At 49.8% G+C, this 20,640-nt stretch carries 16 protein-coding genes; 13 read left to right on the top strand and 3 right to left on the bottom strand.

Annotated features, from left to right (window positions below; genetic code table 11):
* Nucleotides 1-154: 154 nt before the first annotated feature.
* The 9 genes from DEF47_RS10400 to DEF47_RS10360 all read left to right on the top strand — a co-directional run bounded on the left by DEF47_RS10400 (nucleotide 155) and on the right by DEF47_RS10360 (nucleotide 13,908).
* Nucleotides 155-1,168 carry a LacI family DNA-binding transcriptional regulator gene (locus DEF47_RS10400; RefSeq protein ID WP_041305616.1) on the top strand — a complete coding sequence of 338 codons (1,014 nt, stop codon included), beginning with the start codon at nucleotides 155-157 and terminating at the stop codon, nucleotides 1,166-1,168.
* Between the two features lie 67 nt (nucleotides 1,169-1,235).
* On the top strand, nucleotides 1,236-2,570 hold the full coding sequence (locus DEF47_RS10395) for an extracellular solute-binding protein (protein WP_012188797.1): 1,335 nt from the start codon (nucleotides 1,236-1,238) through the stop codon (nucleotides 2,568-2,570).
* A 310-nt stretch (nucleotides 2,571-2,880) separates the two neighbouring features.
* Nucleotides 2,881-3,774 carry a carbohydrate ABC transporter permease gene (locus tag DEF47_RS10390; RefSeq protein WP_012188798.1) on the top strand — a complete coding sequence of 298 codons (894 nt, stop codon included), beginning with the start codon at nucleotides 2,881-2,883 and terminating at the stop codon, nucleotides 3,772-3,774.
* A gap of 1 nt (nucleotide 3,775) precedes the next feature.
* Nucleotides 3,776-4,639, top strand: coding sequence for a carbohydrate ABC transporter permease (locus tag DEF47_RS10385; RefSeq protein ID WP_012188799.1), 864 nt, complete (start codon nucleotides 3,776-3,778; stop codon nucleotides 4,637-4,639).
* 172 nt (nucleotides 4,640-4,811) lie between these two features.
* Entirely contained in the window at nucleotides 4,812-7,136 is a 2,325-nt protein-coding gene (yicI, locus tag DEF47_RS10380; RefSeq protein WP_012188800.1) for an alpha-xylosidase, read from the top strand.
* A 189-nt stretch (nucleotides 7,137-7,325) separates the two neighbouring features.
* Nucleotides 7,326-8,474: a xylose isomerase gene (xylA, locus tag DEF47_RS10375; protein ID WP_012188801.1), complete on the top strand. Its 1,149-nt coding sequence runs from the start codon at nucleotides 7,326-7,328 to the stop codon at nucleotides 8,472-8,474.
* A 300-nt stretch (nucleotides 8,475-8,774) separates the two neighbouring features.
* On the top strand, nucleotides 8,775-10,022 hold the full coding sequence (locus DEF47_RS10370; protein ID WP_012188802.1) for an acyl-CoA dehydrogenase family protein: 1,248 nt from the start codon (nucleotides 8,775-8,777) through the stop codon (nucleotides 10,020-10,022).
* An 84-nt stretch (nucleotides 10,023-10,106) separates the two neighbouring features.
* Nucleotides 10,107-12,245 (top strand): PQQ-dependent sugar dehydrogenase, encoded by a 2,139-nt coding sequence (locus DEF47_RS10365; protein WP_012188803.1) that lies wholly within the window; start codon nucleotides 10,107-10,109, stop codon nucleotides 12,243-12,245.
* 385 nt (nucleotides 12,246-12,630) lie between these two features.
* Nucleotides 12,631-13,908, top strand: a complete 1,278-nt coding sequence (locus DEF47_RS10360) for an MFS transporter (protein ID WP_012188804.1) — start codon at nucleotides 12,631-12,633, stop codon at nucleotides 13,906-13,908.
* A gap of 205 nt (nucleotides 13,909-14,113) precedes the next feature.
* Here the strand turns inward: DEF47_RS10360 and DEF47_RS10355 are convergent, their stop codons facing one another.
* From DEF47_RS10355 to DEF47_RS10345, 3 genes are read right to left on the bottom strand one after another with little or no spacing between them, the layout of a single operon-like run.
* The gene (locus DEF47_RS10355; protein WP_012188805.1) at nucleotides 14,114-14,596 is read right to left on the bottom strand and encodes a GDYXXLXY domain-containing protein; all 483 of its coding nucleotides are present in this window, start codon (nucleotides 14,594-14,596) and stop codon (nucleotides 14,114-14,116) included.
* Nucleotides 14,593-15,654 (bottom strand): DUF4401 domain-containing protein, encoded by a 1,062-nt coding sequence (locus DEF47_RS10350; RefSeq protein ID WP_012188806.1) that lies wholly within the window; start codon nucleotides 15,652-15,654, stop codon nucleotides 14,593-14,595. The genes DEF47_RS10355 and DEF47_RS10350 overlap by 4 nt, the downstream gene beginning before the upstream one ends.
* The gene (locus tag DEF47_RS10345) at nucleotides 15,651-16,661 is read right to left on the bottom strand and encodes a DUF2157 domain-containing protein (protein ID WP_012188807.1); all 1,011 of its coding nucleotides are present in this window, start codon (nucleotides 16,659-16,661) and stop codon (nucleotides 15,651-15,653) included. The genes DEF47_RS10350 and DEF47_RS10345 overlap by 4 nt, the downstream gene beginning before the upstream one ends.
* A gap of 231 nt (nucleotides 16,662-16,892) precedes the next feature.
* Here DEF47_RS10345 and DEF47_RS10340 point away from each other — a divergent pair, with 231 nt between their 5' ends.
* Genes DEF47_RS10340 through DEF47_RS10325 form a run of 4 tightly spaced genes read left to right on the top strand, consistent with a single transcriptional unit; the run spans nucleotide 16,893 to nucleotide 20,628 of the window.
* Complete coding sequence (locus DEF47_RS10340) at nucleotides 16,893-17,645, top strand: MinD/ParA family ATP-binding protein (RefSeq protein WP_012188808.1); 753 nt, start codon at nucleotides 16,893-16,895, stop codon at nucleotides 17,643-17,645.
* A gap of 25 nt (nucleotides 17,646-17,670) precedes the next feature.
* The gene (locus DEF47_RS10335) at nucleotides 17,671-18,435 is read left to right on the top strand and encodes a MinD/ParA family ATP-binding protein (RefSeq protein WP_012188809.1); all 765 of its coding nucleotides are present in this window, start codon (nucleotides 17,671-17,673) and stop codon (nucleotides 18,433-18,435) included.
* Nucleotides 18,436-18,479: 44 nt separating this feature from the next.
* Nucleotides 18,480-19,832 carry an Npt1/Npt2 family nucleotide transporter gene (locus DEF47_RS10330; RefSeq protein ID WP_012188810.1) on the top strand — a complete coding sequence of 451 codons (1,353 nt, stop codon included), beginning with the start codon at nucleotides 18,480-18,482 and terminating at the stop codon, nucleotides 19,830-19,832.
* Nucleotides 19,816-20,628 carry a GNAT family N-acetyltransferase gene (locus DEF47_RS10325; RefSeq protein WP_012188811.1) on the top strand — a complete coding sequence of 271 codons (813 nt, stop codon included), beginning with the start codon at nucleotides 19,816-19,818 and terminating at the stop codon, nucleotides 20,626-20,628. The genes DEF47_RS10330 and DEF47_RS10325 overlap by 17 nt, the downstream gene beginning before the upstream one ends.
* The last annotated feature ends 12 nt before the right edge of the window (nucleotides 20,629-20,640 follow it).

Raw genomic sequence — 20,640 nt, 5'->3', positions numbered from 1 at the left:
AACAACCGATCCCCGATCCCCATTTCGTTGCTTGACAATCACGCTGAGGTTTTGTATAGTATTCATCGAAGCGTTTCGACTATGCGTTTCGACTACACGCTTCGATAAACTAAGCTAACCGCCACAAGCGAGAACGGGGGGCATTGTGCCAACGATGGTCGATGTCGCGAAACGAGCCGGAGTTGCGCTCAGCACCGTCTCATATGCACTCAATGGAACGAGGCCGATCTCTGAAGAAACCCGCCAGCGGATTTATGCCGCGATGGAGGAGCTGGGTTACAAACCGCATGCCTTAGCTCGCGGTTTGGCCAGTAAGCGCAGCAAAATTATTGCCCTGCTTTTCCCCACGCCTGAACGTGGCTTAGGCTTAACTGAGCTTGAGTTTGTCACCAGTGCGGCGGAAGCGGCCCGCAATAAAGGCTACCACCTGGTTTTATGGTCGTTGCCCACCGATTCCAGCGAGCTACGCCAACTCTTGCAACAAGGCCTTGTCGATGGCGTGTTGGTGATGGAAGTCCACCTCAATGATCCACGGATTGAATTACTGCGCGAGCTTGAATTTCCCTTCAGCATGATTGGGCGTTGTGCCGAAAGCACTGGCATGAGCTATGTTGATATCGATTTTGATCGCACGACCCAACTCGCAGTCAATTGCCTCGCTGAGCTTGGCCACCGCCAAATTGGCTTTATCAATCATTCACACGAAGCGTTTGAGGCTGGCTACGGACCGACCGTGCGGGTGGCGCAACGCTTCAATGAGGCGATTGCTGCCGCTCAATTACACGGTGTGAGCAGCTTTTGCCACGATTCAGTTGCCGCAGGCTACGAAACCTTTAACCAACTTTTAACCGATCATCCAGCTTTAAGTGGCTTGATTGTGATGAATGAACGGGCAATTCCAGGCATTATTCAAGCTGTCAGCGAACGTGGCTGGTCAATTCCCGACGATATTTCGCTGATTTCGCTGGTTTCTTCGGCGCGGGTTGCCGAAATGACCTTGCCAACCCTGACGACTCTAGAACCACCAATCGCCGAGCTTGGGGCGTTGGGGGTCGATTTACTCATCCAACAACTCGAAGCCCAAGATCGCGAGTTGCCCCAAGCACTCTTGCCATGTCAACTAGTTGTGCGCGGCAGTACCGGTCAAGCACGGCGCACAGAACGATAGTTCACCACCGCTCACTCGTCGGCTGAAATTAACAATGACTATGGTAACGCTCCCAAGGAGGACACAGATGTCCACATCGAAGTCAACGTTCCGACTCTCTTTTATGCTACTCTTGGTTTTGCTCACCAGCATCTTGGCGGCTTGCGGCTCTGAGACCGCTACCACTGCGCCAAGCGGGAGCACCACCACTAGCAACGAGCCACGCACCATCAAACTTTGGCACTACGAAGGTGCTAACAGCGCCATGGGTATTGCTTGGGCCGAGTCAATCAAACAATTTCAAGCATCACACCCTGGCGTAACGATTCAGTTTGAAGAAAAAGGCTTCGAGCAAATTCGCCAAACCGCTGGTATGGTGCTCAACTCCGATGAAACTCCCGATATTTTGGAATACAACAAAGGGAATGCAACCGCTGGTTTGCTTTCAACCCAAGGCTTGCTGACTGATCTTTCCGAGGTGGCGACCCAACGCGGTTGGGATAAATTGCTCAGCTCCAGCTTGCAAACCACCGCCCGCTACGATGAAAAAGGCGTGATGGGTGCTGGCAAATGGTTTGGTGTGCCCAACTATGCCGAATATGTGATGGTTTATTACAACAAAGACATGTTCGCCAAAGCCAACTTGCAAGTGCCAACTACCTTGGCCGAATTTGAAGCCGTCATGGATGCCTTTGTGCAACAAGGGGTCACGCCGCTCTCGGTCGGCGCTGCTGAATATCCCGCCCAACAGATTTTCTATGAATTGGTGCTGAGCCAAGCTGATCGCGAATTCGTCAATGCCTTCCAACTCTATCAAGGCGATGTCGATTTCCGTGGCCCTGAGTTTACCTATGGCGCTGAAAAAATGGCCGAATGGGTCAGCAAAGGCTATATCAGCAAAGATGCCACCGGCATCAAAGCCGAAGATATGGGCGTGGCCTTCACCAATGGCACATTCCCAATCATGATTTCGGGCAGTTGGTGGTACGGTCGCTTCACCGACGAAATCAAGGGCTTTGAATGGGGCACCTTCTTGTTCCCAGGCAATAAATTGCACCCTGGCTCAAGCGGCAACATCTGGGCCGTGCCAACCAATGCCAAAAACAAAGATCTGGTCTACGATTTCATCGATATCACGATGAGCCAAGATATTCAGACCTTGTTGGGTAATTCTGGTGGCGTGCCAGTTAACGCCGACGTGAGCAAAATCACCAACGAAAAGAACAAAGAATTGATCCAAAACTTCGATGCAATTTCCAAGGCCGATGGCTTAGCCTTCTACCCCGACTGGCCAGCCCCAGGCTACTACGATGTTTTGGTTGCCAACGTTCAAGAGTTGATTGATGGAACCAAAACTCCCAGCGAAATGCTCGATGCAATCGCTATTCCATATCAAGAAAATCGGGCAACGTTAGGCAAATAAGGTATGACTATAGGCTGTAGCTGTAATGGTTCATTTGTAACGTGCCCTCACCCCCAACCCCTCTCCCACTGCGGCGGGCGAGGGGAGCACTGGCAGCGCGATTCCCCCTCACCTCGCGGGCGGGAGAGGGGGTTAGGGGGTGAGGGCATGCAGTTCATTGCCAATCTAATGAACTATTACAGCTAATACATAGGGTCTTATGGCTAGGATTTAGGGATCATCCAATCTAAAATCATATCGATTCTGACCCCCGACCCCTAGCCCCTGACCCCTGATCAACGTTCTAGCTTCCAATCGAAAGGTTACGGCAATGATGCTTAAACGTTCAACAAACAGCGGCTACTGGTGGTTTTTGCTACCTGGCTTGATTCTGTTTGTGATGGTTATCGCCATTCCCTTCTTGATGAATATTGGCACAAGTTTTACCAACTGGCAGGGTGTCGGCACGCCAAAATGGGCTGGGTTTGATAACTATGCCCGCTTGTTCCGTGATAGCACCTTTTGGGCATCATTCCGTAACAACTTGGCGATGCTGATTGCCATGACGATTGTGCCAACCTTGCTGGGTTTGTTGCTGGCAGCGGTGCTCTACGATTACATTGGCAATAAATTTGGCTCTGGCACGGCCAGCTTTTTTCGCGCAGCCTTTTATCTGCCGCAAATTTTGCCCGTGGCGATTGCTGGCGTGGTGTGGGCTTGGATTTTGCACCCCAACTATGGGGCGCTGAATGGCTTTCTCGAAACGCTTGGCCTCGAGAATTTGACCCGCAACTGGCTTGGCAATCGCCAAACTGCCTTGCCCAGTGTAATGATGATTATGGTTTGGTTTCAACTAGGCTATCCGCTGGTAATTTTCATGGCTGGTTTGCAACGCATCGACCCTGAAATTTATGAGGCAGCGGTGCTCGATGGCGCAAGTTGGTTTGATCGCTTTCGTTTTATCACGATTCACCTCATTCGGCCTGAGATTTTCGTCGTGCTGTTAACCACCACGATTGCCTCACTCAAAGTTTTTGGCCAAATTTATGTGCTGACCCGTGGCGGCCCAGGTAATGCCACCTTGGTTCCTTCCTATTTTGCTTATCAAAACTTCTTCGAGAAGGCCAATGTTGGCTATGGCGCAGCGATTGCCACCGTCATGACTTTGATCATCATTGTGCTGACGATCATTTTTATTCGTCGCCAATCTGCCGAGGAGCTTTAAGATGACCAGCCTACCAATTAAATCTACCCTCAAAAAACCACATCAGGCTGGTTTTGGCCGCTACTTGGTCTTGGCTGCACTGATTATTGCAGTGCTGGTGGTGCTGCTGCCCTTTGCAATTGTGGTGATCAATGCCTTCAAAACCCCGACTGATTATGCCAGCAACGGCCCGCTCAGTTGGCCAAGCGCATGGTCGATCGATGGGATCGTTGAGTTTTGGCAGCGGGTCGATTATAGCCAGAAGTTGCTCAATAGCTTGCTGATTAGCGCGAGCGTGGCGGTGATCGGCGTGCTGTTGTCGTTGCTGAATGCCTTTGCGCTTGGGATTGGCCGCATCAAAGGCCGCGTTTGGCTGTTGATTCTATTTATGGTTGCCAACACCCTGCCCCAAGAATCACTGGTTTATCCGTTGTACTACCTCTCCAAAGAATTCGATCTCTACAACACACGCTTTGTCGTGATTTTGATTTTCTCAGTGATTCAGAGCGCCTTTGGCACCTATTTGCTCTCATCGGTGTTCAGTACGTTTCCCAAAGAGATGCTCGAAGCGGCAATGTTGGATGGCTGCAACAAACTGCAACTCTTGTTTAAGATTATTGTTCCGGTCAGCCGTCCAACCCTCTCGGTGCTCTTTACCTTCTTTTTCATCTGGACATGGAACGAATTTTTCTTGCCCTTGATTTTGTTGATTAGCAACGATCGCCAAACGGTGCCGATTGCGGTGGGCGTGCTGCAAGGCCAACGCAACATGGAAGCCACCCTATCCAGTGCTTCAGCTTTGTTGGGGATTCTGCCCTGCTTTATCTTCTTCCTAATCTTCCAACGCACCCTAACCAAAGGCATCGCCGCAGGTAGTGTGAAGTGATCAGAGCATAGGAGTTGGGAATCGGTTGGCGGGGGTTGGGGATCAGGCTGTGAGCCATTGATCACAGGAATATAATCCTCCAAATCTGTGCCAATCTGTGGCCAAAACAACCTTCGCGGTTCCATTCTTCGTGTCCTTCGTGTCCTTTGTGGATCAACATAAGGATTGACCAATGAAATTTACTGATGGATATTGGATGATGCGTGAGGGCGTTAATGCGCTCTTTGCATCACAGGCCTACGATGGCCAAATAAACGACACAACTCTGACGGTCTATGCGCCAGGCAAGCGGATCAATCATCGAGGCGATACACTGAACCTAGGCACAATTACCGCCCGTTTTTCCTCGCCCATGCCCGATGTGGTGCGGGTCAAACTTACCCATTTTGAAGGCCAACGTTCACTTGGCCCCAATTTTGCAATTGCTGAATCAGCCAATGAGAGCGTGAGCACCAGCGAAGATGAGCAAGAATTTCGCTTGACCAGCGGCAAATTGAGCGTGCAAATCCCCAAAACTGGCGATTGGAGTATCAATTTTTGGGCTGAGAATCGCCGCATTACCAGCAGTGGCCGCAAAGGCATTGGCTACATTAGCATGGCCGATGCTGGCGAATTTATGCACGAGCAATTATCGCTTGGCGTTGGCGAGCAAGTGTATGGCTTGGGCGAACGCTTTACCGCCTTCGTCAAAAATGGCCAATCAGTCGATGTTTGGAATCAAGATGGTGGCACGGGCAGCGAGCAAGCCTACAAAAACGTACCATTCTATCTGACCAATCGTGGCTATGGCGTGTTCGTCAATCAGCCCGAAAACGTGGCCTTTGAAATTGCCTCGGAAAAAGTTTCGCGGGTGCAATTTAGTGTGCCAGGCCAAAGCCTCGAATATTTTGTGATCTATGGCCCAACGCCCAAGGAAATTCTGGAAAAACTGACTGCTTTGACAGGCCGCCCAGCTTTGCCGCCAGCATGGTCGTTTGGTTTATGGCTCACCACCTCGTTTACCACCTCGTATGATGAGCAAACTGTTACCAGCTTTATCCAAGGCATGGCCGACCGCGATTTACCGTTGCATGTCTTCCATTTCGATTGTTTTTGGATGCGCGAATTTCACTGGTGCGATCTTGAATGGGATTCACGCACCTTCCCCGATCCTGAGGGCATGCTCAAGCGGCTCAAAGATCGCGGCTTGAAAATTTGTGTTTGGATCAATCCATATATTGCCCAGCGTTCGGCGATGTTCCGCGAAGGTATGGAGCATGGCTACTTGGTCAAGAAGCCCAACGGCGATGTCTGGCAATCGGATATGTGGCAATCGGGCATGGGCTTGGTCGATTTCACCAACCCCGCTGCTTGCGCTTGGTATGCAGCCAAACTCAAAGGCCTGCTCGATATGGGCGTAGATTGCTTCAAAACCGACTTTGGCGAACGCATTCCCACCGATGTAGCCTATTTCGACGGTTCCGACCCCCAGCGGATGCACAACTACTACACCCATCTTTACAACAAAACCGTGTTTGATTTGTTGAAAACTGAGCGCGGCGAAAACGATGCAGTGGTGTTTGCCCGATCGGCAACTGCTGGCGGCCAACAATTCCCAGTGCACTGGGGCGGCGACTGCGAATCGACCTTCGAATCGATGGCTGAAAGTTTACGCGGCGGTTTATCGTTAGGGCTTTCAGGTTTTGGCTTCTGGAGCCACGATATTGGCGGCTTCGAGGGCATGCCACCAGTTGAAATTTACAAACGCTGGATTGCCTTTGGCATGCTTTCATCGCACAGTCGTTTGCATGGCAACCATACTTATCGCGTGCCATGGATTTACGATGAAGAAGCCGTCGATGTGCTGCGCTACTTCACCAAACTTAAATCACGTTTGATGCCCTATCTCTATGGGGCTGCTGTGACCGCTTCCACCAGTGGCATTCCAGTGATGCGGGCCATGTTGCTAGAATTCCCCAACGATCCGACCTGTGATTTCCTTGATCGTCAATATATGTTGGGCGATTCGTTGTTGGTTGCGCCAGTATTCGCCTACGACAACACGGTGACCTACTATGTGCCTGCTGGCCGCTGGACGCACATTACGACTGGTGCGGTGGTTGAAGGCCCACGTTGGGTCACTGAAACCCACGACATGCTGAGTTTGCCATTATTGGCTCGCCCCAACAGCTTGATTGCGATTGGTAACAACAGCGAGCGCCCCGATTACGACTATAGCAGCGGTGTGACCCTGAATTTATACCAATTGGGCGATGGTCAAGCGGCCTACACCATGGTTCCGGCAACCAATGGCGATATTGCCGCCTCGTGGAGTGCCCGCCGCGATGGCGACACGATCAGAATCGTGCAAGAAGGCCAAGCTAACGATTGGCAAGTGGTGTTGGTTGGCGTGCAACAAGTTGCCAGCGCCGATGGCGCTTTAGTCGAGCAACATCCGCTCGGTGTCCAACTCACCGCACTTGATCAAGCCACCAAGTTGGTGGTCAAGTTGAAGTAGGTTGTTGGGGATCAGTTGTTGGAGGTCGGGGATCAGGAGCGCTTTTATGGCTTTTGGGTAGATCCAAGCTGTATTAGTTCTCCAGTTACTCGATTTTAGGGGGTGCAGGGAGATTAAAGCCCCCTGCGTCTCCCTCCAGCGGAGGGACGGAAGGGTGGAGAATCATGGATTAACATAAGGAATTAAATCATGACACAGCATAAATTTAGCTTTGGATTATGGACAGTTGGCAATGTTGGGCGTGACCCATTTGGTGAACCAGTGCGCAAAACCCTCTCGCCAGTTGAGATTGTGCATTTGTTGGCTGAAGTTGGAGCATGGGGCGTAAATTTTCACGATAACGATTTAGTGCCGATTGATGCTAGTGCCAGCCAAAAAGCCCAAATTATTGCCGATTTCAAACAAGCACTCAAGGATACCGGCTTGGTTGTGCCGATGGCAACCACCAATTTATTCGGTCACCCAGCCTTTAAAGATGGCGCATTTACCAGCAACGATCCGGCTGTGCGGGCTTATGCCTTGCAAAAAACCATGGCAGCCATGGATTTGGGCGCTGAATTTGGCGCGAAAACCTATGTGTTTTGGGGTGGCCGTGAAGGCAGCGAAACCGATGCCTCGAAAAATCTGCTCGAAGGCTTGAAGTGGTTCCGCGAAGCGCTCAACTTCTTGTGCGACTATAGCAATGCCCAAGGCTATGGCTATCGTTTTGCCTTGGAAGCCAAGCCCAACGAACCACGCGGCGATATCTTCTTGCCTACCACCGGAGCCATGTTGGGCTTTATTCAGACCCTCGATCAGCCCGAGATGGTGGGGGTAAATCCCGAAGTTGCCCATGAAACCATGGCAGGCTTGAATTTTACCCATGCCGTGGCCCAAGCGCTTGATGCTGGCAAACTGTTCCATATCGACCTCAACGATCAAAATAGTGGTCGCTACGACCAAGATTATCGCTTTGGAGCACAAAACTACAAACAAAGCTTTTTCTTGGTGAAATTGCTGCAAGATGCTGGCTACGATGGCCCATTGCACTTCGATGCTCACGCTTACCGCAGCGAAGATCTTGAGGGAGTTAAAGATTTTGCCCGTGGTTGTATGCGTACCTACCAAATTTTGGCCGAAAAAGTTCAGCGCTTCAATGCTGATGCTGAAATTCAAGCCTTGTTAGCTCAAATCAACGCCCCAAATGCCGATGTTGAGCAATTCCGTGGTGGCTACACGCCAGAACGTGCCGCTGCGCTCAAAGCCTATCAATTTGATCGTCAAGCACTTGGCGAACGCGGCCTCGGCTACGAAAAGCTTGATCAACTAACCTTCGAGTTGTTGATGGGAGCCAGATAGAAAGGCAAAAGGCAGAAGTCAAAAGGCAAAAATATCTGTCAATAATCAGCTTTGTGCTCTTCATGGGTTCAAATTATTGATCCACGAAGAGCACGAAGGCTTCTCATCCCATTGTGTTTGCATGTCCCTAAAACCTTCATCCCTCATCCCTCTGCGTTAAAATCCTGACCCCTAGCCCCTGAATCCTGACCCCTAGCTGCTTACCCGCAAATTGCCAAGATATGCTATGCTAGAAGCTACAATGTTGTTTGCAATGGGGCAAACAACGAGCTATACAGCACACACGAGGTAGAACAAGCCATGATTGATTGGACCGAAAATTACGGGTTTTTGCTGAATGAACAGCACGATATGCTGCGTAAAACTGTGCGCGATTTTGCTGAAAAAGAAGTCGCTCCCTACATCCAAGAATGGGATCGTAAGGGCGCTGGTGAGCATGCCGGAACTGCCGAGCATATGTTGCCAATTATCAAACGCATGGGTGAACTCGGTTTTCTCGGGGTGTGTCTACCACAAAAATATGGCGGTGCAGGCTTCGATTATTTGGGGCTAGCAGTCGTTTGTGAAGAATTAGAGCGGGTTGATACATCGCTGCGGGTGATTCTCAGTGTGCATACTGGCCTCAACTCGTTGGCCGTGTTCCAATGGGGCACTGAAGAACAAAAGCAAAAATATCTTGTACCCCAAGCGACTGGCGCAAAAATTGCCGCCTATTGTCTGACTGAGCCAAATGCTGGCACCGACGTTGCTGGGATGCAATCGACCGCTGTGCTCGAAGGCGATCACTATATTCTCAACGGCGAAAAAACCTGGATCAGCCTCTCGGATTTGGCCGACCATTTCTTGGTGGTAGCCTACACCGATAAGAGCAAAAAGCAACGTGGCATGACCGCGTTTATCGTCGAACGCAGCTTTGAGGGCGTTTCAACGATGCCAATTCATGGTAAGTTGGGCGTGCGGGCTGGTAACACTGGTAGCGTCGTATTCGAAAATGTACGCGTACCCGTTGCCAATCGCTTGGGCGAAGAAGGCGAAGGCTTCAAAATTGCTATGACGGCGCTCGATAATGGCCGCTACACCGTGGCAACTGGGGCAACTGGCTTGATCCAAGCTGCCTTGGAAGCATCGGTCAAGTATGCCAAAGAGCGTGAAACCTTTGGTGTGCCGATTGGTCAACACCAATTGGTCAAGCGTATGATCAGCCATATGGTGCTGAAGTTGGAAACCGCTCGTTTGTTGTGCTATCGCGCTGGCTGGCTCAAAAACCAAGGTATTCGCAACACCCGCGAAACTACCTTGGCCAAATGGCATGCTACTGTCGAAAGCTTCAACTGTGCCAACGATGCAATTCAAATTCACGGAGCCTATGGCTTTAGCGACGAGTATCCAGTCGAACGCTATTTGCGCAATAGCCGTGGCGCGGTAATTTACGAAGGAACCCGCGAGTTGCAAGAACTGTTACAAGCGGATTTTGCGCTCTCAGAGCGAGAAAACAAGCCTTTGCGCTGTGAGCTACCAGCCTACGATGAAGAGGCTTGGAACGCCTAAACAGCCTTGGCTGTCGGAGCGAACACCACCGCGAGCAAGGTTTTTTGAGCTTGTTCGCGGTGGTCGTGTTTTTAAGGAGGAAGTATGTCGCGTTGGATTATTATCGTTGTTCTGATCTTTTCAGGTTTTTCTGCCCAATTTGTTCAACAATCGAACCCTGAGCTTTCCCCTGCTGCTGTTCCTGCTGGCTTCACCCAAACTGTGGTTGTACCCTCGAATAGCCTTGATGCTCCAACTGCCTTTACTTGGTTGCCCTCTGGTGAGATGTTGATTACTCAGCAAAATGGTCAGTTGTTGGGTTGGAATGGCACAAGCACGCGCACCGTAATGAGCCTTGGCAATCGAGTTTGTTACGATTTTGAGCGTGGTTTGCTGGGCATCGCGGTTGATCCCCAATTTACCAGTGGTCGTCCATATGTCTATGTCTACTATACCTTTAATAAATTTAACCAAACTTCGAACAATTGCCCTCGCCAAAGCCCCAGCACCAATCCGGTCAATCGAGTTTCACGCTTTACTTGGAGTAATAATGTGCTCGATATCAACTCGGAATCGGTCTTGATCGACAATATTGGCTCATATAACGGCAATCACAATGCTGGCGATCTTGGCTTTGGCAAAGATGGCAAGTTGTATATCAGCGTTGGCGATGGCGGTTGCGATTATCTCGATAGTGGCTGTGGTGGCGCAAACGATGCCTCGCGCGAACAGCACACCTTGCTTGGCAAAATTTTACGCATCAATGCTGATGGTACGATTCCTAGCGATAATCCGTTTACTGGCAGCGGCACGGCCCGTTGTAATACTGGCTCAGTGGCTAGCGGCACGATTTGCCAAGAAACTTGGGCTTGGGGTTTTCGCAATCCCTACCGTATAACCTTCGATCCCAATGCTAGCGGCGTGCGCCTGTTTGTCAACGATGTTGGCCAAAATGTGCGCGAAGAAATCGACGAAGTTGTGGCGGGCAAGGATTATGGCTGGAATTGTCGCGAAGGTACGCGGGTCAATAATTCAACGGGGCCATGTTCGCCAACGCCCGCCAATATGGTTGACCCAATTTATGAATATAGCCATGGCAACGCTGGCGCACCATTTACCAACTGTAATTCGATCACTGGTGGCGCGTTTGTGCCTGCCAATACTTTTCCTAGCAATTACAGTGGTTATATGTTTGGCGATTATGTTTGCGGCAAGATTTTTATGATTTCAGCCCAAGCGCCCTACAATTCGGTTCTAACTTTCTCAGATGATCCTGGATCAGTCACGCATATGGCGTTTGGCCCGAATGGCGGTCGCCAAGCGTTATTCTATGCGACCTATGCTAATGGTGGCGAGATTCGCCGAATTAGCTATGATGGTAGCACCAGCTTGAATTCTTCGTTTACAGCCAACCCCAGTTTTGGCGCGGCTCCCTTGGCCGTAACCTTTACCGCTAGCAATCCAAGCAGCGGCGCAAGCTATTTGTGGAATTTTGGCAATGGCACGAGCCGCGAAACTAGCACGGCCAGCACATCCTACACTTACGCCAACAATGGCACCTACACTGCAACCCTGTATTTGCGCGGCAGCAATGGCGATTTATCGAATGTGAGCCAGGCGATTGTGCGGGTTGGCGCAACTGCGCCGAACGCCAGCATCACCCAACCAAACTCAAGTGCCCAATTTGCGGTTGGCCAAACAATCCAAGTGCGGGGGCAGGCCAGCGATGCCGAACAAGGCCAATTGCCAGCCAGCGGTTTATCGTGGAAAGTAATTTTGCATCACGATACCCATACCCACCCCTATTTGACCCAACCAACCACCAATAGTTTTAGCTTTACTGCGCCAGCCCCCGAAGATTTATTGGCGGCCAGCAACAGCTATTTGGAGCTTGAGCTGACTGCGACTGACGATAGTGGCTTGAGCCATGTTGTTACCCAAACTATCCAGCCCCATAAAGTCAATGTGACCTTGGCCTCAACCCCGAATGCTAACGCCAACTTTGTGGTCAACAACGACCCGATCGAAGCTGATGATCCGTTTATTTCGTGGGAAAACTACAGCCTACGCGTGACTGCACCAGCCTATGCTGATAGCAATCGTTGGTGGCGTTTTGTGCGTTGGAGCGATAACAACACCAGCAATCCGCGCACCTTTACGACACCTGCCAGCGCTACGACTTACACCGCGGTCTACGAAGAATTTATCCCCTATCAGCTCTATTTGCCAGTTGTGCGCAAGTAAATTATTGTTCTCTCACCCCCCCCAACCCCTCGCCTACTGCGGCAGGCGAGGGGAGTTCCAATGGTCATGGTGGTTCCCCCTCTCCCGCAGGCGAGGCGAGGGGGCTAGGGGGTGAGGGCATGAACATCGACTCCAGATCCTACCCGACCATTATTAAAACCTACCCTTGAAAGGAGGGGGCTAGGGGGTGAGGAATAGTATCAACGCCCTTTGATCGCCACCATCAAAGGGCATTTGTTTATGCTGCGCCAAAAGGTGTAGAGCTGATTGGTTCAGCCTCAATTCAGCTCCAAACAGCTACACATCCAAGATACATCTTTTGCAGGCTGCCGATTGTAGGCTGAGCCAGCTATAGTTTGGCTAGTTTCAACCAAAGGAGCTAGCAATGCAAAATCCTTCTTCAACGGCTTGGTTGGGTCGGTTTCTGAGTATTTGGCTGGGCCAAGTTTTCTCATTAGTCGGAAGCCAATTAGTTCAATTTGCGATTATTTGGAATTTAACCCTGCGCACTGGTTCGGCCACAACCTTAGCTTTTGCCACATTAATGGCGATGTTGCCAGCGGTGTTGCTTTCACCGTTTATCGGCACTTGGGTTGATCGCATGAATCGCCAAGTGATTATGTTGGTTGCTGATGCATGTTCGATGTTGGTGACGATTGGCTTGGCCTTGCTCTTTTGGCGTGGGGCTGATGCAGTGTGGCATATTTACGCGGCGTTGTTATTACGTTCGATTTGTGAGCGATTCCATGCCACAGCTATGGGTGCTTCGACTGTGTTACTTGTGCCCAAAACCCATTTGGCCCGGGTTCAAGGCCTCAACCAAGCCTTGAATGGCGGTATGAATATTGTTGCCGCGCCACTGGGCGCATGGCTGATTGCCAAATTTCCCTTGCAAGTTGTTTTATCAATTGATGTAGTTACAGCCTTGTTGGCAATTTTGCCCTTGCTTTTTGTGCGTATTCCCCAGCCACAGCGTGATGCCGACCGCAAAGTTACCTTTTGGCAAGATATGCGCGAAGGTTTTAACTATGTAATTGGCTGGCGTGGCTTGTTGATAAGCTTGATTATGGTGAGCATGATCAATTTGGTGATGACTCCGATTGGCTCATTGTTGCCTTTGCTCGTGACCAAAATTTTTGGTGGCGGAGCCAGCGAATTGGGCTGGATGGAAGCTGCGCTCTCGATTGGGATTATCCTCGGCGGGGTTTTGCTGAGCGTTTGGGGCGGCTTCAAGCGGCGGATTGTTACAGCCTTGTTTGGCTTGGTGCTGCTGGGCAGTTTCACCTTGTTGATGGGAATCATGCCTAGTTCATTGATTTGGGCCGCGATTGCCATGAACGGTTTGGTTGGCCTGAGTTTGCCAATCGTTAATGGCTCGTTTGGGGCGATGATTCAAGGTGTGATTGCGCCCGAATTGCAAGGGCGGGTATTCTCGTTGGTTGCCAGCTTTGCCACGGCCATGGCTCCATTGGGCCTCTTATTAGCTGGCCCGATTGCTGATAGTTTTGGTCTGCGGGTTTGGTACATTCTTGGTGGTGTGGTGACGATAGCAATGGGCGTGTTGGGGTTTGGTTTGCGCTCAGTTATGACTATGGAAAGCCAATCGCACGAGGCTGAACCACCAATCGTCGAGGCAAGCCTAAGCCAAGCCGAAGCGTTATAGGTAAAATAAGGGATCGGATGTTAGCTCCCTCACCCCAACCCCTCTCCCACGGCGGTGGGAGAGGGGCTTTTGGTTTGGTAATTCCCCTCGCTCGCTGGGCGGGAGAGGAGGGCTAGGGGGTGAGGGCATGCCAATCGACGGTGAATTTCCATTAATCATGGTTAAAAACCGACCCTTGAAAGCAGGGATGCGGCAAGGTTATTGGCTACTTAATCAAGTTCAAATCCTTATCGCGCAAGCCAACCAAGGCCATCTCGCCTGCTTCGTTGATATGCAACTCGGCATAACGAGCCTGATTAAAACGCTCACCCGTGCCCTCTTGGAAGAAGAATGTGTTTGCTGCAAGCTGCACATCATAACCTCGCGAGCGATATTTAAGCCGTTGTTGATTTGCTGCCAAGGCTTGTTCACTTGTTTCAAAATGCGAAAATGTACCAATATTCTGCTGATCAATTGTCAGAACCACGGTGCCACGCGATGGAATGTTGCGATTATAGCCCCGTGGAAAGGTATTGTAATATAACTCCATATAATCGCCTTGCAGCAACGAGCGTGGATCAACTGGCATTAATTCGAGGTAGACCACCCGCCCTGTATTGATTATTGCTTCGCGTTGTACCACGCTGAAATTAACCAAGCCCAAACAAGCCACCAAACTGAGGATAATTAAGCCATAACGAATACTCATACAGCTTCCTTTTGATTCAATTTCAGCACCAATGCCCGAATTGCCAGCAACATCATTCCAGTGCCAAATAAGATGATTGATTTGTAGAGCAATGAAATATTAAGATTGTAGTAATACAAACTCAATGCTCCAATTAATGCCAAGCAACCAAACCCAAACATTACCGGATAGCCGCGCCAATAGCTGAGTAAAATAATTAATAGGGCAATAATGATCGCAGGTGTGTTAATACCTGCAAAGGCGATAAATAATAAGCCAAATGCAATACAACCAAGCTCAATGAACCCCAATTTATACTCAAATTCATTGATAATCATCCAAATAGTTGTGCCCAAGCAGATGATTCCGACTAGCGCTGGCAAAATAAAGAAACTGCCGCGCGAGAAGAATTCAGCCCAATTAAAGTTGATTAGCAGGCTGGAGATGGCCATAAACAGCAGCATGCCATAGGCTATTGGCGAAGCGCTTGACCAACGCTGATCTTCGTGAATTTTTGCTTCAAACCACATCAGGAGCGAAAAGCTAATGATCATAACGCTCAACAGCAGATACATATAATTGAAACTCTCGACCCAATTGTTCAGATCACCTGCAATTACATGAATAGCGGTAATAACGCCCAACGTCGAGATTAAGCGTTGGCTGAAGTCGCGATGGGCGACAAAGAGGGCTATTTCTAAGACGATCATCCCAAGCGCAGCAACTATCACAGATTCAACAATTATTGTCCAGCCAAATAGAACTAATGCCTGTCCGGTGATACTAATTGCTAAAGCGAGTTGGCGTAAAAAGGTTGATGCTTGATTGGTGCGATTGATCCCTATTGCAACGGCGCATAAACCTAATCCAACAACCAATGCGCCAAATTCATTGGTAATAATGTTGGTAATGGCCAAAAAACCAAGGAACATGAATGCTGCGAACCATGCCCCAATTCCAGCAAAAATTCGCATATACCATGGATCTTCGCTCGGTGGTTGGGCCGTAAGCACAAATGTTGGTGGCTCAAGCTCAAGGTCGGCGAACAATTGGCGTAAGCTATAACGTGCAGTGCTCATGCATGGCCTCCTAGCAGTTGTTGGCGTTGGCGAACCCAGAGAATTGAGACCACTGTTTGACCCAAAATGATCATGCCACCAAATAGGAATGTCGCTCCAGAATCATATGAAAGCCATTCGAAGAGCCAACAATCGACAAAAAAACAAATTGTACCAAGGCTTGCTAAGGCTAATAGCCCATCAAACGTTACAAAATAATGGTAAGCACCCATTAATCCTAGCATCACAAGCGCTAAGCTATACAGCAAGAATAATGCGATACTCGGTTTGTCCGATCCATAGCTGAATACCGTATCGACGAAGTTATTGCTGATTAAGCTGAGCACCCAAAGGAGGCCTAAACCAAGTACCCGATGGAGCCAATTGGTTTGGAGCCAAGCTAATTTGCGTTGGCGTAGGCCTTCAGCAAGCGCAAAAATCAGGGCATTGAAGAGCAATAAGACGAATAAATCGTTGGTGTTGCGAAAATCACTCGTTTGATCGTAGTAAAGCACAATCGTAAGGTTCCAAAGCCCCCACCACAGCAGCCATAACGGCGCAAAATTGCCAGCAATTGCCAAGCCGGTGATCACTAAAGCCCAATTCAAGAACAGGGTGTAGGCATCAGCGCCAGTTTGATAAATTTGGCCAAACAGGGCCATGAGTGCCCCAACCAAACATGCACTGACCATTAATAAAATCTTGCCTTGAATTCGTTCCAAGCCATACCACAAGGCTGCCACGATCGAAATAAGCAATGCGCCTTCAACTAGGCCCAATTTGGCGAAGCGATGCATGCTGGCCCAATTGAATGCAAAGAAGAAATAGACCCCACAAACCGCCAAGCCAGCGCCCAGCACCAGCAAGATAAGGTTGAAAAAGCGCACCCAAGCTTGGGCCGTTGGCGTAAACCCGCTTAGTTGTAAGGCGCGTTTCATCGTTGGCCGATTAAAAATTCCTTCATCAACATAATGATGGAGTATGTCGCGGGTTGGGGCTTGATCAAGTGGATCAGGAAGCTCGATCATACAAGCCTTTCTTTCTATCACTCAATAGTTCTATGCTTATTGTAAGCCTCAATGGCTACTATCGGATGTAACCAAAGGTACACTTGAAGGGTGATTCTAGGGCTGCAAGAACTGCCTAGCTGCTTGACCTTTGCCTGTTTGTAGCGTTGATTATTGAGCTATGATGCGCTATGATGAACCACGTTACCCTCCGTGTACACCAGCACTTGCCATTTTTACAGGAGCACCTGCATGTCGAAGATAATTTCAATCCACTCATTTCGGGGTGGCACGGGTAAATCGAATACGACCGCTAACCTTGCCAGCTTAATCGCGGCAACTGGTCGCCGTGTTGGCGTAATTGATACCGATATCATGTCGCCTGGTATTCACGTACTATTTGGTATGAATGAAGATGACATGAAATATTCGCTCAACGACTATCTGTGGGGCAAATGCGAAATCAAACAAGCAGCCTATGATGTCAGTTCAACCGTCAAAGGCTTGACCTCAGGTCGCATTTTCCTCATCCCTTCGAGTATCAAGGCAGGCGAAATTGCCCGCGTGCTACGTGAAGGCTACGATGTGGGTTTGCTCAATGATGGTTTTCATCGCTTGGTCGAGGAATTAAACCTCGATGTGTTGTTGATCGATACTCACCCAGGCTTGAATGAAGAAACTTTGCTCTCGATTGCGATCTCCGATTCGTTGATAATCATTTTGCGCCCCGATTCGCAAGATTATCAAGGAACTGGGGTCACGGTCGATGTTGCCCATAAGTTGGATGTGCCGCAGCTGTTTTTGTTGGTCAATAAAGTGCCAACCTCATTCAATTTTGCCGAAGTCAAGGCCCGCGTCGAAAAAACCTACAATAGCGAAGTTGCGGCGGTTCTGCCTCATTCCGATGAGATGATGACGCTGGCCAGTGCTGGCATTTTCGTCTTGCAATATCCCGACCATCCATTAAGCCAATCGCTGCGTGGAGTCGCCAATCGGTTAGTGTAATTTGTGGAATGAGGGCGAGGCAACCATGCCGAAGATTGTTTCCATCCATTCGTTTCGCCCAGGTACCGGTAAATCGCAATTAACTGCCAATATTGCAACAATTTTGGCAGCCGCCGGCCAACGGGTGGCAATTATTGATAGCGATGTCCACTCGCCCTCAATCCAGTGGCTGTTTGGTTTGCCTGAGGGCGCAATTACCCATAGCCTGAATGATTTTCTGTGGGGCAAATGTGGCATCGAATCAACCGCCGTTAATCTCAATCCAACGGTTCGCCATCCACTCAAGGGCCAAGTCTATTTAGTGCCATTTGCCACTCGCAATAGCACAATTGATTATGATATTAGCCTACTCAGCGATAGTTTTGAGTTGTTGATCAATACCTTGCGGCTTGATGTGCTGCTGATCGATACGCAGCCTGGGGTGCAATTCGCGGCGCTACCATCAATCGCCTTTTCGGATATTCAGGTGTTGGTGTTGCAGCTGCGCGAGCAAGATCTCCAAGGCACAGGCGTGGTGATCGATATTTCCGAGCAACTTGGCATTAGCGAAATGGTGCTGATTGTCAATCAAATTCCTGAGCATTATAATTTGCGCGAAGTCCAGCAAAAAATCGAGCAAATTTATCAACGCCCCGTCTTGGCTGCCTTGCCCTACGATGAATTGCTCGCCGATTACAATCAGGCAAGTTTGTTGCTTGAACGAACTTCATCGAATATTTTTGTGGTAGAACATCCCGACCATCCAATCTCCCTACTTTTGACCAATGTGGCTGCAACCTTGACCGCTTAATCGAACTCGGACATTGTTGTATTTGCGTAAAGGATGCTGGCTGCATGTTGAAACGGCTGGAACAAGGCTTAAAGTTACGTCCAAATGAATGGCGTTTGGTGCTCACGCTCATGGGCTTATTGGCGCTGAATACCTTGGTGCTTGAACTTGCCGATGTGGTCGCCATGGCGGGCTTTATTAGCAGCCTTGGCACTGAACAATTGCTGTGGCTCTGGCCAGTCGGCATGCTGCTCACGATTGTAGCTGCTGGTAGCTATGCCTTAATCGTTGATCGCACCGAGCGAGTCAGATTAATTCAACGGCTGTTGGCAGGCTTTGGGGCATGTTATCTGGCTATTTTAGGCTTATTTTGGCTCAGCGCACCCGCGTGGCTGATCTACCCAGCCTTGTCGATTTTGAACGAACAGCAATATGCAATTTTCCCGTTGGCCTTTTGGGCCTTAGCCAATGATATTTATGCCACTTCTGAGGCCAAGCGGTTGTTTCCCTTGCTGGGCGCTGGCGCAACCATCGGCAGCCTGCTGGGCAACGGCTTGGCCGCGCTGATCGCCACTTGGTTAGTTGGCAGCGATCAGCAAAATACTAGTTTGGTGCTGGGTTTGTGCGCAGTTTTATGCTTTTTGGGCATTGGCCAAGTTTGGTTGATGTTTCATAAACACCCAGTTCGGGCACGGCAAAGCAAAACTGAACGGGAATCAATTCGCGAGACCTTTAAAGTGGGAGCCGATGTGATTCGCCATGTGCCGCTATTTAGTTTGTTGGCGCTGGTGTTGTTTACCACTGGCTTGGCTTTAACAGTAGTCGAATTTCACTTTTTGCGCAGCATTGATCAAATAGCGGCAGCCGATCCGTTGCGCTTTCAACAAGTCTATGGTTCATATAAGTTAGCCTTTGTAGTGATGCTTTTGGCATTTCAATGGCTGTTGGCTGGGCGTTTGCTCAGCACAACCAGCCCCAAACAAGGTTTTATCGCCCTACCTATCGTCTTACTACTTTGTATTCTGGGGGCACTGGTTCAGCCACTGATCGGCGGGTTAATTGGTCGATTTGGGGCACGTTTAGCCCAAAGCGGCTGGGATGAACCATTACGCAAATCAGTTCAGAGTATTATTCCCGACGAGCGGCGCGGGCGCGTAAGCGTTTTTCTTGATAGCTATTGTTATTCATTCGCGACAATCGTTGGGTGTGGGGTGATTAGTGTGCTATTGTTGCCAAGCTGGCTGGGAGAGCTAGCGGCTTCGGTTAGTACCCTGATTTATCTTGGCTTTGCAGCGGTGGCAACTGCTGTCGGCCTTTGGGCCGCTTGGCGTATCCGCCATGTTTACGATAAAAGTCTGCTGAACTGGCGACTGTCGCGCTCTCGACGAAGGAGCGTTCTCGATGGCATCGAGTTCTGAGGCGCGATTAGCTCAGTTTGGTGAATTAGAACCGTTGTGGAATAAGTTGCAAGATAGTGTGCGTTGGCCGATGATTCCGCCGCTTGCCAATCGTGATGCGCCCAAGGGCATGCAATTGCGGGCAATTTTGGGGGCCGAAGCGAGTGAAATTGGGCTGGTACAAGAGCTATTTGCCACGATTTTCCCACATTTGGCCCATTATGAGCCTTTTTTGGCGATGTATGCTGAGCCATTTTCGCGCAGCCACCCCGCCACCCTCGACCATTTGTGGTTGATTGAGCAACACGGCAAGCCAGTCGGGGTGCGCATGTTCAGCTATCTCTATCGGCGCAATTTTGGGCACGGGGCATTTATTGGCATCGATCAACGGGCACGTGGCACGGGTATTGGGCGTTGGCTGGTACAAGCTACCCATCAACAATTGGCACTTGATGCCTTGTATAGTGGCAATGAGGCAGTTTTGGGTTATAGTGCCGAAGTAACGCGGGTTGAGGATGCTCAGCATGAGCTTGAACGCCAAGAACGTGAGGCTCGCCTGCGCTTTCATCTTAATAATGGGGCAGTACTGCTGCCAGTTGAGTATATTGAACCGCCAGTGATCAAAAATAGCGATGATCAAGCGGCACGGCAACTAACGATTGCCTCACAACCTATGCACTTGGTGTTTTACCCAAGCCAGCCTAGCCCATTAAATGTCGCAACTATGCGAACGATCGTTGAAGCGATTTACCATGATGTCTACTATTTGGAATCCGACAATCCTTTTGTGCAGCACGCCCTCGCGTCGTTGCGGTAAGGAACAACACCT

This window comes from Herpetosiphon sp., from assembly GCF_003512625.1.
GTDB classification, from domain to species: Bacteria; Chloroflexota; Chloroflexia; order Chloroflexales; family Herpetosiphonaceae; genus Herpetosiphon; species Herpetosiphon aurantiacus.
This window is presented reverse-complemented; position numbering and strand designations above follow the sequence as displayed.

Excerpts from the sequence above, each read along its gene's own strand:
- DEF47_RS10335 (WP_012188809.1), top strand. The coding sequence starts at position 17,671 with ATGCCGAAGATTGTTTCCATCCATTCGTTTCGCCCAGGTACCGGTAAA.
- DEF47_RS10355 (WP_012188805.1), bottom strand. The coding sequence starts at position 14,596 with ATGAGTATTCGTTATGGCTTAATTATCCTCAGTTTGGTGGCTTGTTTG.
- DEF47_RS10390 (WP_012188798.1), top strand. The coding sequence starts at position 2,881 with ATGATGCTTAAACGTTCAACAAACAGCGGCTACTGGTGGTTTTTGCTA.
- DEF47_RS10385 (WP_012188799.1), top strand. The coding sequence starts at position 3,776 with ATGACCAGCCTACCAATTAAATCTACCCTCAAAAAACCACATCAGGCT.
- DEF47_RS10350 (WP_012188806.1), bottom strand. The coding sequence starts at position 15,654 with ATGAGCACTGCACGTTATAGCTTACGCCAATTGTTCGCCGACCTTGAG.
- DEF47_RS10370 (WP_012188802.1), top strand. The coding sequence starts at position 8,775 with ATGATTGATTGGACCGAAAATTACGGGTTTTTGCTGAATGAACAGCAC.
- yicI (WP_012188800.1), top strand. The coding sequence starts at position 4,812 with ATGAAATTTACTGATGGATATTGGATGATGCGTGAGGGCGTTAATGCG.
- xylA (WP_012188801.1), top strand. The coding sequence starts at position 7,326 with ATGACACAGCATAAATTTAGCTTTGGATTATGGACAGTTGGCAATGTT.
- DEF47_RS10325 (WP_012188811.1), top strand. The coding sequence starts at position 19,816 with ATGGCATCGAGTTCTGAGGCGCGATTAGCTCAGTTTGGTGAATTAGAA.
- DEF47_RS10360 (WP_012188804.1), top strand. The coding sequence starts at position 12,631 with ATGCAAAATCCTTCTTCAACGGCTTGGTTGGGTCGGTTTCTGAGTATT.
- DEF47_RS10330 (WP_012188810.1), top strand. The coding sequence starts at position 18,480 with ATGTTGAAACGGCTGGAACAAGGCTTAAAGTTACGTCCAAATGAATGG.
- DEF47_RS10400 (WP_041305616.1), top strand. The coding sequence starts at position 155 with ATGGTCGATGTCGCGAAACGAGCCGGAGTTGCGCTCAGCACCGTCTCA.
- DEF47_RS10340 (WP_012188808.1), top strand. The coding sequence starts at position 16,893 with ATGTCGAAGATAATTTCAATCCACTCATTTCGGGGTGGCACGGGTAAA.
- DEF47_RS10395 (WP_012188797.1), top strand. The coding sequence starts at position 1,236 with ATGTCCACATCGAAGTCAACGTTCCGACTCTCTTTTATGCTACTCTTG.
- DEF47_RS10365 (WP_012188803.1), top strand. The coding sequence starts at position 10,107 with ATGTCGCGTTGGATTATTATCGTTGTTCTGATCTTTTCAGGTTTTTCT.
- DEF47_RS10345 (WP_012188807.1), bottom strand. The coding sequence starts at position 16,661 with ATGATCGAGCTTCCTGATCCACTTGATCAAGCCCCAACCCGCGACATA.